We start from the raw sequence: 15,254 nt of genomic DNA, 5'->3' as shown, positions 1-15,254 counted from the left end.
CCACTCCAGGCACAGAGGTCACGGAGAAATGAGGATTTGAGAGATATTTTGCGTAAGTCCTGGTTAATATAACTATACGCAAAACTCACAGCAGGAGTAAAGCATAATCAATGATCAGTATATTTGAAATTATCGGATTTGATTGCCGGCTGATAAATATAAATTATACATAAATTATATATAAATTGTAAATATAAGTTATAAATTATAGCCAGCAGACAGATTGGTTTGTCAGCCTGTGAAATCAATAGCGCCACCGCTGTTTGTGATTTTCATCACAGTCATTCTCAAAGCTAGTGGGAAATAAGAAATTTCAATCCAAACATAGTTTCCAGTTGTTATGCTTGGGTTTTCCCTCTTCCCGAACTTTTCTGTAAAAGCCGTTTACCTGTTAGAGATGAATACTCAGTATCTCTAGACTTTTGCAGAGACTTTTTGACCAGGGTGGCTAGTTCTTCCAACTGGTTAATCGCTTCTGCACCTTCTAATTTCATTAATTCACGATCATCACGCATTTCTGTCCAAGTAATCCCATAATCTGAAACTAAAAAGCGAATTAGATGATTGTCTCCTAAACTAACCATAAAGGATGCGCTGTTCATCTGATCGCCACAAGTATAGCAGGAAGCAGGATAACCGTGCCGTTCTAATACAACCGCCAAAGCTTTCAAGTTCATTACCAAATCTTGTACAAATTGTCTATGTTCGTTTGCTAGTCTCAAAAACACTTTTGTCCTCCAGACACCACAGTCATTTGAGTTTATTTTATAATTTCTTTAGATTCTCTCACCAATTGGCATTGTAAACTATCTATTACAATTTTTAGTCACTTATGAGTTTGTTCACCAGTTATCCCGTCCAGGTTAGTGGATAATGATAATTTAGGACGTATCAAACTATTCAATTTCAGTTTTCCTGGTACTCATATTTTTGCTCCGGACACAGTTACTAAAATTCACATTTTCCTCCTCTATTGGTTAGAGTTGTACTTGACTAAATTAAGACGCTTTCAGTCTAACTTAAATCTACCAGCAGTCAACTTCGTTAAAGCTATATATTTCCGGTATTAGAGACGATGTATAGCCAAATTGAGTTAATTTACCTGATCTAACGCCTGTTTTCGTTATTTGTACTTTAATGTCCATTACCAATAAATACAAAATATTATAGCACAGATTAGATTAATGGAACTGTTGAATATACATACTCGATATCTTAATTTAAAGAATACTACTTAACAGAAATTACTAAATAAGCTGTTGAACATTTAAAGTCTATTCTTCTCAGACTTGCATTTGTGAGACAATTTTATTGTTGAATTGAAAATAATTGTTAAATCTATGAGCAATCAAGCTTCTATTCCAGTTATTGTCAATGGTGCGGCTGGTAAAATGGGACGTGAGGTCATCAAAGCAGTAGCCCAAGCATCTGATTTGACTTTAATGGGTGCAATTGACACCACTCCCCAACATCAAGGTAAAGACGCTGGAGAACTAGCGGGTTTAAGTGAACCCTTAGAAGTACCCATTAGCAATCAGTTAGAACCTATGTTGGCCTATGTGGCTGGGGAAAGACAGATGCAGCCAGGTGTACTAGTTGATTTTACTCATCCTGATGTAGTATATAACAATATTCGTAGTGCGATCGCCTATGGAATTCGTCCAGTTGTAGGAACTACAGGTTTAAGTACCGCACAAATTCAAGAATTAAGTGATTTTGCTGAAAAAGCCAGTACCGGTTGTTTGATTATTCCCAACTTTTCCATTGGTATGGTATTATTACAAGAAGCGGCTGTTAGAGCTTCTCAGTATTTTGATCATGTAGAAATTATCGAACTCCATCATAACCAAAAAGCTGATGCTCCCAGCGGTACAGCCATTCAAACTGCTCAACTTTTGGCAGAAATGGGTAAAACCTTCAATACTGCTATGGTGGAAGAAACGGAGAAAATACCAGGAGCTAGAGGCAGTTTAGCAGATGAAGGGATTAGAATTCATAGTGTACGCTTACCAGGACTAATTGCCCACCAACAGGTGATTTTCGGCGCTGCTGGACAGATTTATACCTTACGTCATGATACCAGCGATCGCGCCTGTTATATGCCAGGAGTATTATTAGCCATACGCAAAGTTAACCAGCTAAAATCTTTAGTATATGGACTAGAAAAAATACTGTAAAACACTCAGCAATCATCTGTGATAAATTTTCGATTGGCGATTTTTCCAGTCCAAAATCTAAAATTCAAAATCCCAAATCTAAAATATGATCGTTCCCCTAACTCGGCAAAAATTTGAACAAATTATTCCCCTAATTGCCTCTGGACCACAATATAAATACTATTGGGGAAAGTTCAGTAATTTTTTGCAGCGGCTATTAATCTCCGTAGTTACCATGGCTGTGCTACTGCTGATACAATTTTTGTTTAGATTAGAATTTGGGTTCATATTCTTTTTTGGGGTATTTGGTGCTTTCTTTTGGCTATGGTATCCCATATTACAAGCAAGTATCCGCAATGGAAAATGCCGCCGTTACAAATACAGTGGATTTTTCCGGGGACGAGTGCTAGATTGGTGGATTACAGATCGGTTAATGGGCAAACAGGAAACCGTCAACAGTAAAGGTGAGTTAGTAATTATTGAAAACCGGGAAAAGCGGATTAACTTAGAAATAGGTGACGACACAGGATTTAGTGTTGAATTTGAAGCCCCACTACGTCCTGCCCACAAAGCCATTACTCGTGGTCAAATCGCTGAAATGGTGGTCATGTCAAATCGTGCTGATTTAAGCACAATTGAAGAATTTAGTGATATATACATTCCTAGTCGTGACCTATGGGTAAGTGATTATCCATATCTCCGCCGAGACTTCTTTAATGAAGTTAGTATGCGTTTACGTGGGAACCAAGAAAGAAGACCTCGTCGTCGTTCAGGAAGACAAGGGGGGTAGAGAATAAATACCCTATTCCCCAGTCCCCTAAACTTTTCAGGATTCAGCCTCTGAAGAAGGCCGACTAAAAACAGGGGATAAATAAGCCACTAAAGCACCAATAGCAAAAGCGGAAATATTGCGAACTAGAGGCAACCAGTCACTTGTACGGGTGATAACTGGAGCAATACCGAAAGCAATAAATAACATTCCCCATAAGGGTGAAAAAATTAACGCCCATTGCCAAGCCAGTATTTGTTTATCGTTGCGGGGTTGAGCGGCAAAACCGCAAATAATTCCACCCACAGCGGAGGTGACAAGGGTGAGTATCCATTGTTCTTTAGGCAGTCCAGGAACTACATTACAACCGCCTTTAAGTAAGCAACCTTTAACTGAATCTAAGGACTGGAGAATGGCTTGATCTTCTCCTTGTTCACGGACAAAGTATAAGTTACCAAAGCGGGTTTGTAGTTCAATCCAGAAGGTGCGCGGTAGGAATTGGTAAACTGCATCACCCACGCTAAAGCTAAGAATATTACCACCACGGGCATCTGCGACTAGGAGAATACTTTTATCATCTAATCCCCAATATTTAATTACTGCTCTACCTGGGGTGCGGTCATACTGGGTTAAAACGCGCAATTTCCAACCAGTATCAGTTTCAAACTGTTCTAATTCTTTAACTAATTTTTCTTCTTGGGGGTCAGGGAGAGTTTTTGCTAAATCTACTACTGGTGTGACAAAGCCCGGTAATAGATCGGGATTTTCATAAGCTAGGGCTGATGGAGAATTAATTGCCCAGATTGACCCAGCAAAGCAAAATAGGGCAATTGATACTAAAATTCGTCGCCAAGAACACAGGTGCATGAACGTTTTTATACTATTATTAACAGGATGATGTAACAAGTGCTTTGCAAAGAGTCACGTAAAAGTGATACTTCTTTACACTTCTTTACTTTACTCTAATATTAGTTAGATAGATCAACAAAACCTGATTGAGAAATTAGAGACTGGAGATAACTGTAATGTTATTGGGTTATTGGTAATTGATCATTGATTAGTTAGGGTTCTAGCACTTCTTTTAGCAGGTTTTTTTCGGTTGAAACTTATCAAAGCAGCTTTAATACCAATTAAAACACTACGAGTGCCAACTTGAATATTTTCTGCTTGTTTTTTGGCACTATTTAGGCTTTGGTCAAATTGTTTGACAACTTGACCAGCGCTTTTTACACCTTCACTAACATCATCAGTTAAATCTGTTATTTCTAAGCTGGTGTTGCGGATAGCATTAAGAGTAGGTGGTAACTCCCGTGAAAGAGTATCAAAGAATTTTTCGGCACTGCGAGCGGCACGGGCTAACTCCTGTAAAGCGGGTATAGATGCCACCAGAACAGCCGTGAGACTAGCAGCAACCAAGAGGATAGATAGTCCCAACCAAAATAAAGGATCAATCACTGTTATCTCATTTATAAACGTTCTAGTTTTTGAGTCAAATTATCGGTGTCGTCTGCGATGCTGCTGACATTAACAGTATTCTTCTGATTTAAACCTTGGATTTCGCGCTGAGTAGCATCTATACCCACAGCGATCGCTTCCCGCAGTCTATCTACAGTTTCATCCCAGTTTTGCAGGGTGTTAGTAGAAATACGATCTGCCTGAATTTGTACACTGGTAGAGATATCCTCAGCTAATTCAGGGATAGCATGAGCGGATTTTTTGAGAAGTTTACGGGTTTCGCGGCCTGTGCGGGGAGCAACTAGCAAACCGGCTAAAGTACCGATAGCAGCCCCTATCATCAAACCGCCAATAAAAATTCCAGAACGGTTGTTAGACATTTTTTTTAATTTTCCACTCTATAAAACTTATCTTATATCTTGCACCCTGGCGATGAAAATTTGGGGTGACAAAGCACCCGGATTTTGTCTAAGTTGTATAGAGAATTAAGTTCTATTGGGAATAATGATATAGTTGTTACCATCGGTTCTGATGGGGAGCAGCCAATGGCTAACACCTCGCTGCACTATTGGACGTAAGGGGGAAAGTCTGGTGCAAATCCGGCACTGTCCCGCAACTGTGAGCCAAAATATGGTAAGTCAGAATGCCCACCGATAGAATTACGTTTATATAAATCTGCGAGGTACAGATTATGTCCCGAAAAAAACAGGCATTAGTTAGTCTCACCCTAATGGCTGTTATTAGTTTTTACTTGGTAGTTGGTTTCCCCAAACCTGCCTACGCAATGCACATTATGGAAGGTTTTTTACCAGTGCAGTGGGCAATTTTTTGGTGGGTTGTAACATTACCATTTTTCATTTTAGGATTGCGTAGTCTAACTCGCATTACCCAAGCTAACCCAGAATTGAAACTTTTATTAGGTTTAGCTGGTGGTTTTACTTTTGTCTTGTCAGCGTTGAAAATTCCTTCTGTTACAGGTAGCTGTTCTCACCCCACAGGAACGGGATTAGGTGCGGTGCTGTTTGGACCGCTGACTATGACAGTTTTGGGTAGCTTGGTATTGTTGTTTCAAGCTTTGTTACTGGCCCATGGTGGTTTGACCACACTTGGTGCAAATGCCTTTTCCATGGCGATCGCTGGACCCTTTGCAGCATACTGGATATATAATGTGACGATGCGGCTGACTGGTAAACAAAAAATCGCCATCTTTTTAGCAGCAACTTTGGCAGATTTACTCACCTATATTATCACTTCTATCCAACTTGCTTTGGCTTTTCCTGCACCAGTCGGTGGATTTATCGCTTCATTTGCCAAATTCGCGGGAATTTTTGCCCTTACTCAAGTACCCTTAGCAATTAGTGAAGGATTACTAACTGTCTTAGTTTGGAACTGGTTACAATCTTATAATCCTCAAGAATTAGAACTTTTGCAATTAATCAAGGGAAGAAATCACAGTAATGAATCAATCTAATCAAAGTTTAAATAACTGGTTTTTAATATTAGCAGTTTTGGCATTAGGAGTTGCACCATTAATATTTGTACCCCATGGAAAGTTTGGCGGTTCTGATGACAAAGCTAAAGCCGCTATTACAGAAATACAACCTGAATATAAACCTTGGTTTCAATCACCATTTACACCAGCTAGTGGGGAAATAGCCAGTTTATTATTTGCTTCTCAAGCAGCTTTAGGTGCGGGAGTAGTTGGTTACGCAATTGGCGTATATAAAGGACGTTCAAAACGAGAAAGAAGTTAAGAATGACTTTAAAATTAGATACCCTAGCTTACACTAATCAACTGCGAAGATTACCACCAGAACATAAACTCATTTTTGCATTTACGACTCTGATTATTTCTCTTTGTAGTCATCCTTTAGTGCAAATTTTGATAGTAATTTGGATGAGTATTTGGACAGTAATTTATGCCAAAATTCCCGCTGGAATTTATTGGCGCTTGTTAATATTCACCATAGTTTTTTGTTTGACAAGTTTACCAGCATTAATGGTCAATGGAGTTACAATTTCTCATCTAGAAATCGTCAAATTAGATTCATTTTACGGGTTAAATTTTGGAAACTTCTATATTTATATTAGTCGGAGTGGCAGCATTCAAGCATGGGGGATTTTAACTAGAGCATTAGCCTCTGTTTCTTGCTTATATTTTCTCATGTTAACTGTCCCATTCACAGAAATTTTGCAAACTTTACGTTGGTTGAAATTTCCAGTGCTTTTAACTGATTTGTTATTACTAATGTATCGGTTTATTTTCATTTTGCTAAAAACAGCCAATGAATTATGGACAGCACAAAATTCTCGTAATGGCTACCGCAATTGGCATACTAGCATGAAAAGTTTAGCATTATTAATCGGACAATTATTGCAGCGAACTCTACAACAATATAGTCAATTTGCCCTGGGACTGCAAGCACGAGGTTTCGCAGGAGAACTGCGATTTTGGCATCCCCGTCGTTATCGTTTATCTCCACGATATACTATAGAAGCAATTTGTGGTTGTGTAATATTAATAGGATTAGAAACTTACCAAAATGCAGGAATATTTACTCGAATTTGAGCAGGTATATTACACTTACCCCGGTTCACAAAAATCAGTCTTAAATGGTTTAACGATGAGGATTCCTTCTGGAAAAAATTGTGCCTTAATTGGTCAAAATGGTTGTGGTAAAACAACGCTATTTTTATTAGCTAATGGACTATATAAACCCAATTCTGGAGTTGTTAAATGGTGTGGTGAACCATTAATTTATAATCGTCAATATCTCAGTCAAATTAGGCAAAAAGTCGGTTTAGTATTTCAAGATCCTGAACAACAATTAGTAGCTTCTACAGTTGAAGAAGATATTTCTTATGGTTTATGTAATTTAGGTTTACCCACAGCAGAAATTCAACAGCGAGTAGAACAGATATTGGGTGAATTTGAATTAAATAATTTAGCGGAAACACCAGTACATCATCTGAGTTTAGGGCAGAAAAAACGAGTTTCTATTGCTGATATCATGGTACTGAAACCGCAACTTTTAATATTAGATGAGCCAACGGCATATCTAGATATTAAACATACTCGTAATTTGATGAAAACCCTCCAAAAAATTCATCAACATGGTCATACTTTATTAATGGCAACCCACGATTTAGATTTAGTCTATCGCTGGGCTGATTGGGTTTTTGTCATGGATAAAGGACAATTGATATTAGAAGGAAAACCAGAAGATGTATTTAGCCAACGGACACTTTTAGAAGAATTAGAATTGGGTGTACCATTAATATATGAAATGTTGTTTGATGGGCTATCACCTGAAGAGAGAATAATTATAGAACGACTCCGAAAACGGATATTAAAGGATGTTTGAAAATGGAATTTACCGTAATCGTAATATATTGTAGGTTGGGTTAAGCCACAGCGCAACCCAACAAAATTCTAATTAGTTTGGGTTTCCTTGCGTCAAACCAACCTAATTAGAAGTGGAATGTCAAAAGACAGCCTATCAAACATTTTTTAATTCTATTAATAAGCTAAAAAGGGGATGATTTATAGTAAATTAGTTAATTAAACTCTCTGTGGAAATTGGATATGCAGCTTCAAGAAGTCCCTACTATTGCAGTCATTGTTGGTGAAAATGCCGTTACCCTTTCTCAACTACCTTCTGTGTGGCAAGATATTGCTAAAGGTAGGGCAAATGTTAAACTCAGTGACCCAAAAATATATGTAGAAATGGCGCAGTTGTTTCAATATAAACTGCAATATGGTGATGTTGACTTGTTTAATGAACGTCCCCATTTATTTCATTTAAAACCCTCATTTTCTGAGCTATTTGGGCAAATGGCACGGGAAACCCTAGAATTTTATGGTCATGACTTTATGGTTCATAATTATCCGAACTTTGGAGAAGTTTTAAGTAATTTGGAATCAAAAGGTTGTGAATACAGTGACGAAATCAAAGTAGCGCGTATTGGACTAGAACTTTTCCAGGAATTTGGTTATGATTTACCAGCCAGTTTTTATCATGTCCATTTAGCGCCAATTTATCGAGATCATGTATTTGAGGAAAGAGCTTTAAGATTTGATCAACGAGATATAGAACATAAACGTCCTTGGGATGCTATCCTACACGCAGGTAAGGTATTTGCTATGCAAATGAAAGTACAAAGTATCGCCTCCAAATACGGTTTTACCTATCAACATGGCTGTGGTTGTAACTCTCATCTATCTTCCATTGATCAATCTTCCGGTACATTTGATTATGAATTAAGTTGGGAAAAACGTCAACGCTGGATTCGGAGTTTTATCTGGACAGCTTGGTATGAATATGCAATATTTCCGATTGTTCCGAATACTAGTTATCTGGTTTAATAAGACGACAAAATAATTTCCTGGTGTAATGGGAGATTTACACCTCCCATTAATGATTCATTTGAACTGAACTTTTTACCAGATATAAATTACGAGGATTGGGTGCGTTACGCGATCGCTAACACACCCTACGTATTTTTTCAAAAATCAAAATCCCAAAGCCCTCGGACTTTGATAGAAAATAAAACTTGCTACCCAAGCTAAACTAATAGACCAAGCTAGAGATATCATGGCAAATTTACCACTTTTAGATTCACTTTTAACGACTGCAACAGTTGATAAACAAGGGACATCTGGAAAAATCATCAAACGACTTATTGTCAAACTTTAAACGACCTATTGTCAAACCTTTCAAAGCTTAAAAATTTTGGAAGTAATACTCTATAAACAAATATTATTGTATATGATGAACATATATTTAATCGTTTTGCGTAACTCCTTCAAAGAGTATGGAAATTTTATCTAACACCCTAGCTTTATCACGGTTGCAATTTGCATTTACAGCAATTTTTCACATGATTTGGCCTGTCCTGACCACAGGTATGTCTATCTACTTAATTGTCGTAGAAGGACTATGGTTAAAAACCAAAAATCCCACTTATTATCATCACGGTCGTTTCTGGTCAAAACTGTATTTACTAAACTTTGGTATCGGAGTTGCATCAGGTTTACCAATGGGTTTTCAGTTTGGGACTAACTGGGCCCCATTATCGGAAGCCGTGGGAGATTTCTTAGGTAGTATTCTGGGATTTGAAGGCTCAATGGCATTTATGTTAGAGGCTTCTTTTTTAGGAATTATGATGTTTGGTTGGGAGCGAGTCCCTCCGGTAATTCACTACTTAGCAACTATTCTCGTGGCGTTTGGGGCAAATCTTTCCACCTTTTGGATTTTGGTTGCTAATTCATGGTTTCAGACTCCTAGTGGTGGAGAAATGGTGAATGGTAAGTTTATTGTTGATGACTATTTCCAAGCAATTTTGAATCCCTTCATGGTGAATAGTGTTCTTCATATGTTCTTGGCAACTTTGGAGACTTCTTTATTTGTAATTGGGGGAATTAGTGCTTGGTATATTCTCAATAATCGCCATCAAGAATTTTTTAGCAAATCATTGAAAATAGTTTTAGCAATATCTATTTTTGTCGCTCCTTTACAAGTCTACATTGGTCATGCAAGTGGCGATCAAGTTTATCACTATCAACCAACTAAATTAGCAGCAATTGAAGCCCAATGGGAAACAGTACCTGCTGGTGAATCTGCTAAATGGAATCTATTAGCAATTCCTAATAGAAAAGCCGAAAAAAATGATTGGGAAATTTCTATCCCCAACGGTTTAAGTTATATTTTAGAACTCAAACCTAAACTTTCTGAACCAGTATTAGGACTCAAAGAATGGAAACCAGAAAACCGTCCACCAATGATTCCTTTAATTTTTTATTCCTTCCGAATCATGGCGGGAATCGGATTTTTCTTAGTCGGATTAATGCTGTGGAGTATCATACAATGGCTTAGGGGTAAACTGAATGATAATCATATCAATCAGCAAAAATGGTTATTACGGTCTTGGATTTTAGCTGCACCTTTGGGCTATTTGGCGATTGAATCAGGCTGGATTGTTCGCTGTGTGGGACGACAACCTTGGACTGTGTATGAGCAAATTCGGACTACTGATGCCGCTTCTCATATACCAGCAAGTGAAGTATTATTTTCACTCACAGTTATTGCCCTTCTTTACAGTGTTTTGTTTGTCTCAGCCATGTTTTTTGGTAGCCGGATTATTCGCAAGGGACCAGATTTAACTTTACCAATACCTGGAAGTGAAATCAAAACAGTAATTGCCACTGAATCGGTGAGTCATATTCCCGATAGTCGTCCTCTAGAAACACTACAATAGCCAGAAATTATATGGAAGCTTTATTGCACTTTTTACCACAAGTTTGGTTTGTAATTCTGGGGCTATTTCTGTTCCTTTATGTCCTTTTAGATGGCTTTGATTTAGGCGTTGGTATCCTCTCCTTAACTTCCTCATCTGAAGAACGTCGTAGCTTATTAATGACCAGTCTGGGTAACATTTGGGATGCTAACGAAACTTGGTTAGTATTAATGGCTGGGGCATTATTTGGGGCTTTTCCTTTGGCTTATGGGACAATTCTCACTGCCCTTTATTTACCTTTGATGGTGATGGTTGTAGGGTTAATTCTGCGGGCTGTTGCTTTTGAATTTCGGGAACATTCTGATAATAAAAGTTTTTGGAATTTCGCCTTTGGAATCGGTAGTTTTATTGCTTCTTTATTTCAGGGTTTTGCATTAGGTGGTGTATTAGCAGGAATCAAAGTTGATGCGGCTGGGCATTTTATAGGTGGAATATGGGATTGGTTAAGTTGGCAATCATTGTTAACAGCATTGACTCTTGTACAAGGTTATGTCTTGATTGGTTCAACTTACTTAATTTTGAAAACAGAAAGTAAATTACAGGAAACTCATTTAAAAACTGCAAAATTAGCTGCTTGGACAACTTTTATCGGTGCTAGTTTAATTACTATTACGACACCAATTGTCTATGAAAATGCTAGAGCTAGGCTATTTCATCAACCAGAAGTTTATATCTTTGCCCTGATCCCTGTATTGGGTATGCTGTTGATTTGGTCGCTGTTGCAAAGCCTAAACCGTAAAGAGGAAGTTGCTTCATTTGTTTACACAGCTTTAATATTTTTGTTGACATTTATTGGTTTAGGATTTATTGCCTTTCCCTACATTATCCCCCCCACTATTACCATTTATCAAGCAGCTTCTTCTGCCAGTTCAATGGTATTTATGATCATATTTATTGGGTTTTTAATTCCGATTATGTTGTTTTATAACATCTACAATTACTTTGTCTTTCGAGGTAAAGTAGTGATCAGTGAAGAGAGGGAATAAATTCGGGATTTACTGAATAGATATCTTGTAAAAAAGATTATAGAGACGATTCATAAATTGTCTCTACAAGGGTTTGGTGATTACGCACATTTAATTTTCACCAGATGTCTTGATAACTTATCTGCGGTTATCTGCGGTTATCTGCGGTTAATTATCCTCTAGATCCTAACTCCAGATTTTGCCCATTTGTGAAAAAATATCAAGCTTGTGATTTAAATCAACATTTTCCAGCCAATTAGTGAGACAATAATGGCGTGAGGACAAGAACGGACATAACTCCATTATAAAGGGGGAAACTTTATGAAACTTCAACTCTTAGCCGCTATGGCCTTGATAACTCCCCTGTTTCTAGCTAATTCAGTTCAAGCTGGAAGCAAACAAGATTTACAGAAACTTTTGTTAACTAGAGAATGTATTCAGTGTAATCTATCAGGGGCCAACCTTAGCGGCGCTCATTTGATTGGTGCTGACTTACGGGGCGCAAATCTTCGAGGCGCTAACCTCACAAATGCTAACTTAGAAGGTGCTGACTTGACGGGAGCAAATTTAGCGGGTGCTAATTTAACATCAGCTTTTGTTACCAATGTTAACCTAAAACAGGCCAATCTCAACAACGCCAACCTGACTGGGGCGACCATTCACGATTCTAACGTCTATCAAGCATCAATGGATAATATTAATATTACCAATGCTGGTATATACAACACAGGAATTGGTGTTGGTGGAGAATATGGAGCTACTCTTCCTGACTGGGACTAAGCTGTTACGCATCTAAATTTGATAATTCTCATCTAACTAGATGTTGTGTCGCGGGCATACTACGACCAAACTTAGTACAAGTCTTGCCCGCTAGAATCATACAAATTAAATCCAGTTCAACTTAGGCAATTAAATTTACACATTTTAATCTAGTGTCACAAAAGCAAATATATTTTGTTTGTAGTACGGGATTTATCCTTCATTCTTTTAGATTACCTTCCCTGAGATGGAAATAAAGTCCTGATTGCAACCTAGCAATTATGACACTTGTGTGAGTTGTGCCTGAATTAAAAAAAGGGGCTATGGATAATTAAATTGTCCATAGCCTCAAAATAATTTTTTATTATCAAACTAACTATTTAAGCAATTAGACTTAAATAAGGTTAATTTACAGCTTGCTTTAACACCTGTACCTTGTCCGTGCGTTCCCATGGTAAATCTAAATCCGTTCTTCCCAAATGACCATAAGCTGCAACGTCCTGATAAAAACGTCCGCCTCTTTCACTTGGTAAGTTACGTAAATTGAACACATGGATAATTCCCGCTGGTCGGAGTTCAAAGTTCTCTTTAACTAAGTTTAAGAGAATTTCATCATCTACTTTACCCGTACCAAAGGTATCAACAAAAATGCTAACAGGCCGAGCCACACCAATGGCATAACTTAGCTGTACTTCACACTTTTGAGCCAACCCAGCCGCAACAATATTTTTAGCAACGTAGCGAGCAGCATAAGCAGCAGAACGATCTACCTTTGTAGGATCTTTACCGGAAAAAGCACCGCCCCCATGTCGAGAATAACCACCGTAGGTATCAACGATTATTTTCCGTCCTGTTAAACCAGAATCTCCTTGAGGTCCACCAATAACAAACTTACCAGTGGGGTTAACCAAAAACTTGGTTTCCTGACTTGGCTTAATAGTAATATCACCAAATATAGGTTCTACTACTTCCGTCCACAGGTCAGCTTTAATCTTGTCATGTACCTCGGCATCATCGCTAATATCCCCAATAGTAGCTGTATGTTGGGTAGAAATCAAGATAGTATCAATACCTACAGGCTTTCCATCCTCATAGACTACCGTAACTTGGGTTTTACCGTCAGGACGCAGGTAAGGGAGAATACCAGCCTTGCGAACTCCTGCCAATCTCCGGGCAATGCGGTGTGCTAAACTGATAGGTAAAGGCATAAGTTCTGGAGTTTCGTTACAAGCAAAACCGAACATGATACCTTGATCACCAGCACCAATTTTATCAAATAGTTCATCACTATTTTCTGTCCGGCTTTCTTTGGCTACATTGACACCCTGAGCAATATCAGGTGATTGTTCATCCAATGCTATTAAAACACTGGCACTATTCGCAGAAAAGCCGTTATCTGCGTCAGTATAGCCAATTTCCGCGATTTTTTTCCGAGCAAGATGGACATAATTAACATGAGCTTTGGTGGTAATTTCTCCAGTAATTAGCACCAAACCAGTATTAACTACAACTTCTGCCGCCACACGGCTATGAGGGTCTTCTGCGAGTAGCGCATCAATAATCGTATCAGAAATTTGATCACAGATTTTATCTGGATGACCCTCTGTAACTGACTCGGAAGTAAATAAATAACGACGAGACAAAGGAAATTCCTCCTGTGAAAATTTTTTGACTTAATTTCTGAAATCATAACAACATTTGCAGTTTTCGTGATTAGGTATCTTCTATTTCAGTATTAAACAATTTAGATGTAAATAAAATTTATCTAATTACGGATAAATATAGCAGCTTCCAATTAGACATTGGTGAAAATTAAATGTCCCTTTCCTAGAAGCCTTATCAGGAATAAACTTATCTGCGTTTATCTGCGTTTATCTGCGTTTCATGCCTGATTCCTGTACCTATGAGGATGGAAGGTAGTATATTTGAAATCAGTAACACCAATTCTGACAAACTCCATTAATATTAAATTAAAAGCCCAAAATCAAAGCTACCTTAGCTTCCACACCCAAATAAAATATATTTACTTTGACAACCATATTTCCACTAAATAAATACGCCTTAGCATTGCACACCACCACACCAGAACTAGGTTTGGCAATTAGCAACTTTGCAGATCATACCCAATCTCAAGTTTGGAATTTAGGGCGTGACCTATCCAGTCATATCCATCAATACTTGATAGAACTGATTAAACCACGAACCTGGGCAGACTTGGAATTTATCGCCGTCAGCCAAGGACCTGGTGGTTTTACAGGAACTCGCATTGGTATTGTCACCGCTCGTACATTAGCACAACAGCTAAAAATTCCAGTATTTACCATATCTACTCTGGCCGCAGTAGCTTGGCAAGAACATACCTTACACAACCATTCTAGTTTTGCGGCTGAAATTAAAAATACTACTCCCCTACCGCAAAATTGCCAATATCCAATAATTGCAGTAGAAATGCCAGCACAAAGGGGACAGACTTTTGGTGCTATTTATCAACCAACCCCTGATAATTCCGGTCTTACGGCCTTGTTGCCAGATACAGTATTCACCCCAGCCGCATGGCAAGAAACCCTTGCTAATTGGCAGACCAGTTATCAGTTAATTTCGGCTACATCTCAATTAGCCGCCACTGTTAACAGTATTTTGGAATTAGCTTATTTAAATTGGCAGCAGGGTAAACACCCCCATTGGTCCGAGGCTCTACCCTATTATGGACAGCATCCCATAGATTGACTAATTTAAAAATTTGTCTAACCCTTACCACATAAAGCTTATAGCCAAAATCAGAAATTAAATTCACCCGACTTAAAAAAAAGTTTTGAAAAACCCTTGACAACAACCGGCAGCATTGATATATTG

Annotated in this window: 17 protein-coding genes and 1 riboswitch; of the genes, 11 read left to right on the top strand and 6 right to left on the bottom strand. The window is 38.2% G+C overall.

Annotated features, from left to right (window positions below):
* Positions 1 to 338: 338 nt before the first annotated feature.
* On the bottom strand, positions 339 to 728 hold the full coding sequence (locus tag ACIR131C_RS0109865; protein WP_028090057.1) for a DUF1815 family protein: 390 nt from the start codon (positions 726 to 728) through the stop codon (positions 339 to 341).
* 612 nt (positions 729 to 1,340) lie between these two features.
* Between ACIR131C_RS0109865 and dapB the strand changes: the two genes are divergently transcribed.
* On the top strand, positions 1,341 to 2,177 hold the full coding sequence (gene dapB / locus ACIR131C_RS0109860) for a 4-hydroxy-tetrahydrodipicolinate reductase (RefSeq protein WP_028090056.1): 837 nt from the start codon (positions 1,341 to 1,343) through the stop codon (positions 2,175 to 2,177).
* Positions 2,178 to 2,262: 85 nt separating this feature from the next.
* Positions 2,263 to 2,946 carry a hypothetical protein gene (locus ACIR131C_RS0109855; RefSeq protein WP_028090055.1) on the top strand — a complete coding sequence of 228 codons (684 nt, stop codon included), beginning with the start codon at positions 2,263 to 2,265 and terminating at the stop codon, positions 2,944 to 2,946.
* 36 nt (positions 2,947 to 2,982) lie between these two features.
* On the opposite strand, the gene ACIR131C_RS0109850 is transcribed toward ACIR131C_RS0109855, so the two are convergent.
* From ACIR131C_RS0109850 to ACIR131C_RS0109840, 3 genes are all read right to left on the bottom strand, one after another.
* Positions 2,983 to 3,792, bottom strand: a complete 810-nt coding sequence (locus ACIR131C_RS0109850) for a TPM domain-containing protein (RefSeq protein WP_028090054.1) — start codon at positions 3,790 to 3,792, stop codon at positions 2,983 to 2,985.
* 183 nt (positions 3,793 to 3,975) lie between these two features.
* On the bottom strand, positions 3,976 to 4,380 hold the full coding sequence (locus ACIR131C_RS22380) for a hypothetical protein (protein WP_035371773.1): 405 nt from the start codon (positions 4,378 to 4,380) through the stop codon (positions 3,976 to 3,978).
* A gap of 11 nt (positions 4,381 to 4,391) precedes the next feature.
* The gene (locus ACIR131C_RS0109840) at positions 4,392 to 4,760 is read right to left on the bottom strand and encodes a YtxH domain-containing protein (protein ID WP_028090053.1); all 369 of its coding nucleotides are present in this window, start codon (positions 4,758 to 4,760) and stop codon (positions 4,392 to 4,394) included.
* A 126-nt stretch (positions 4,761 to 4,886) separates the two neighbouring features.
* Positions 4,887 to 5,049: riboswitch (cobalamin riboswitch) on the top strand.
* A 22-nt stretch (positions 5,050 to 5,071) separates the two neighbouring features.
* Between ACIR131C_RS0109840 and ACIR131C_RS0109835 the strand changes: the two genes are divergently transcribed.
* The 5 genes from ACIR131C_RS0109835 (at position 5,072) to ACIR131C_RS0109815 (ending at position 8,746) form a co-directional block, all read left to right on the top strand.
* Entirely contained in the window at positions 5,072 to 5,851 is a 780-nt protein-coding gene (locus tag ACIR131C_RS0109835; protein WP_028090052.1) for an energy-coupling factor ABC transporter permease, read from the top strand.
* Positions 5,838 to 6,134, top strand: a complete 297-nt coding sequence (locus tag ACIR131C_RS0109830) for an energy-coupling factor ABC transporter substrate-binding protein (RefSeq protein WP_028084892.1) — start codon at positions 5,838 to 5,840, stop codon at positions 6,132 to 6,134. The genes ACIR131C_RS0109835 and ACIR131C_RS0109830 overlap by 14 nt, the downstream gene beginning before the upstream one ends.
* A gap of 2 nt (positions 6,135 to 6,136) precedes the next feature.
* Entirely contained in the window at positions 6,137 to 6,949 is an 813-nt protein-coding gene (cbiQ, locus tag ACIR131C_RS0109825; protein ID WP_028090051.1) for a cobalt ECF transporter T component CbiQ, read from the top strand.
* Positions 6,924 to 7,745 (top strand): energy-coupling factor ABC transporter ATP-binding protein, encoded by an 822-nt coding sequence (locus ACIR131C_RS0109820; protein ID WP_028090050.1) that lies wholly within the window; start codon positions 6,924 to 6,926, stop codon positions 7,743 to 7,745. Before cbiQ ends, ACIR131C_RS0109820 begins: the two co-directional genes overlap by 26 nt.
* 221 nt (positions 7,746 to 7,966) lie before the next feature.
* Complete coding sequence (locus tag ACIR131C_RS0109815) at positions 7,967 to 8,746, top strand: hypothetical protein (protein WP_028090049.1); 780 nt, start codon at positions 7,967 to 7,969, stop codon at positions 8,744 to 8,746.
* A gap of 147 nt (positions 8,747 to 8,893) precedes the next feature.
* Here the strand turns inward: ACIR131C_RS0109815 and ACIR131C_RS25470 are convergent, their stop codons facing one another.
* Positions 8,894 to 9,070: a hypothetical protein gene (locus ACIR131C_RS25470; RefSeq protein WP_155963066.1), complete on the bottom strand. Its 177-nt coding sequence runs from the start codon at positions 9,068 to 9,070 to the stop codon at positions 8,894 to 8,896.
* A 125-nt stretch (positions 9,071 to 9,195) separates the two neighbouring features.
* On the opposite strand from ACIR131C_RS25470, the gene ACIR131C_RS0109805 reads away from it, so the two are divergent.
* The 3 genes from ACIR131C_RS0109805 (at position 9,196) to ACIR131C_RS0109795 (ending at position 12,422) form a co-directional block, all read left to right on the top strand.
* The gene (locus ACIR131C_RS0109805; RefSeq protein ID WP_028084888.1) at positions 9,196 to 10,638 is read left to right on the top strand and encodes a cytochrome ubiquinol oxidase subunit I; all 1,443 of its coding nucleotides are present in this window, start codon (positions 9,196 to 9,198) and stop codon (positions 10,636 to 10,638) included.
* Between the two features lie 11 nt (positions 10,639 to 10,649).
* Positions 10,650 to 11,663, top strand: a complete 1,014-nt coding sequence (cydB, locus tag ACIR131C_RS0109800; protein ID WP_028084887.1) for a cytochrome d ubiquinol oxidase subunit II — start codon at positions 10,650 to 10,652, stop codon at positions 11,661 to 11,663.
* Between the two features lie 300 nt (positions 11,664 to 11,963).
* Positions 11,964 to 12,422 (top strand): pentapeptide repeat-containing protein, encoded by a 459-nt coding sequence (locus ACIR131C_RS0109795; protein WP_028090048.1) that lies wholly within the window; start codon positions 11,964 to 11,966, stop codon positions 12,420 to 12,422.
* 383 nt (positions 12,423 to 12,805) lie between these two features.
* Here the strand turns inward: ACIR131C_RS0109795 and metK are convergent, their stop codons facing one another.
* On the bottom strand, positions 12,806 to 14,044 hold the full coding sequence (gene metK, locus ACIR131C_RS0109790; RefSeq protein WP_028090047.1) for a methionine adenosyltransferase: 1,239 nt from the start codon (positions 14,042 to 14,044) through the stop codon (positions 12,806 to 12,808).
* A 385-nt stretch (positions 14,045 to 14,429) separates the two neighbouring features.
* Between metK and tsaB the strand changes: the two genes are divergently transcribed.
* Complete coding sequence (gene tsaB, locus ACIR131C_RS0109785) at positions 14,430 to 15,128, top strand: tRNA (adenosine(37)-N6)-threonylcarbamoyltransferase complex dimerization subunit type 1 TsaB (RefSeq protein WP_231395436.1); 699 nt, start codon at positions 14,430 to 14,432, stop codon at positions 15,126 to 15,128.
* Positions 15,129 to 15,254: the final 126 nt, after the last annotated feature.

Source organism: Dolichospermum circinale AWQC131C (genome assembly GCF_000426905.1).
Lineage (GTDB): Bacteria > Cyanobacteriota > Cyanobacteriia > Cyanobacteriales > Nostocaceae > Dolichospermum > Dolichospermum circinale.
This window is presented reverse-complemented; position numbering and strand designations above follow the sequence as displayed.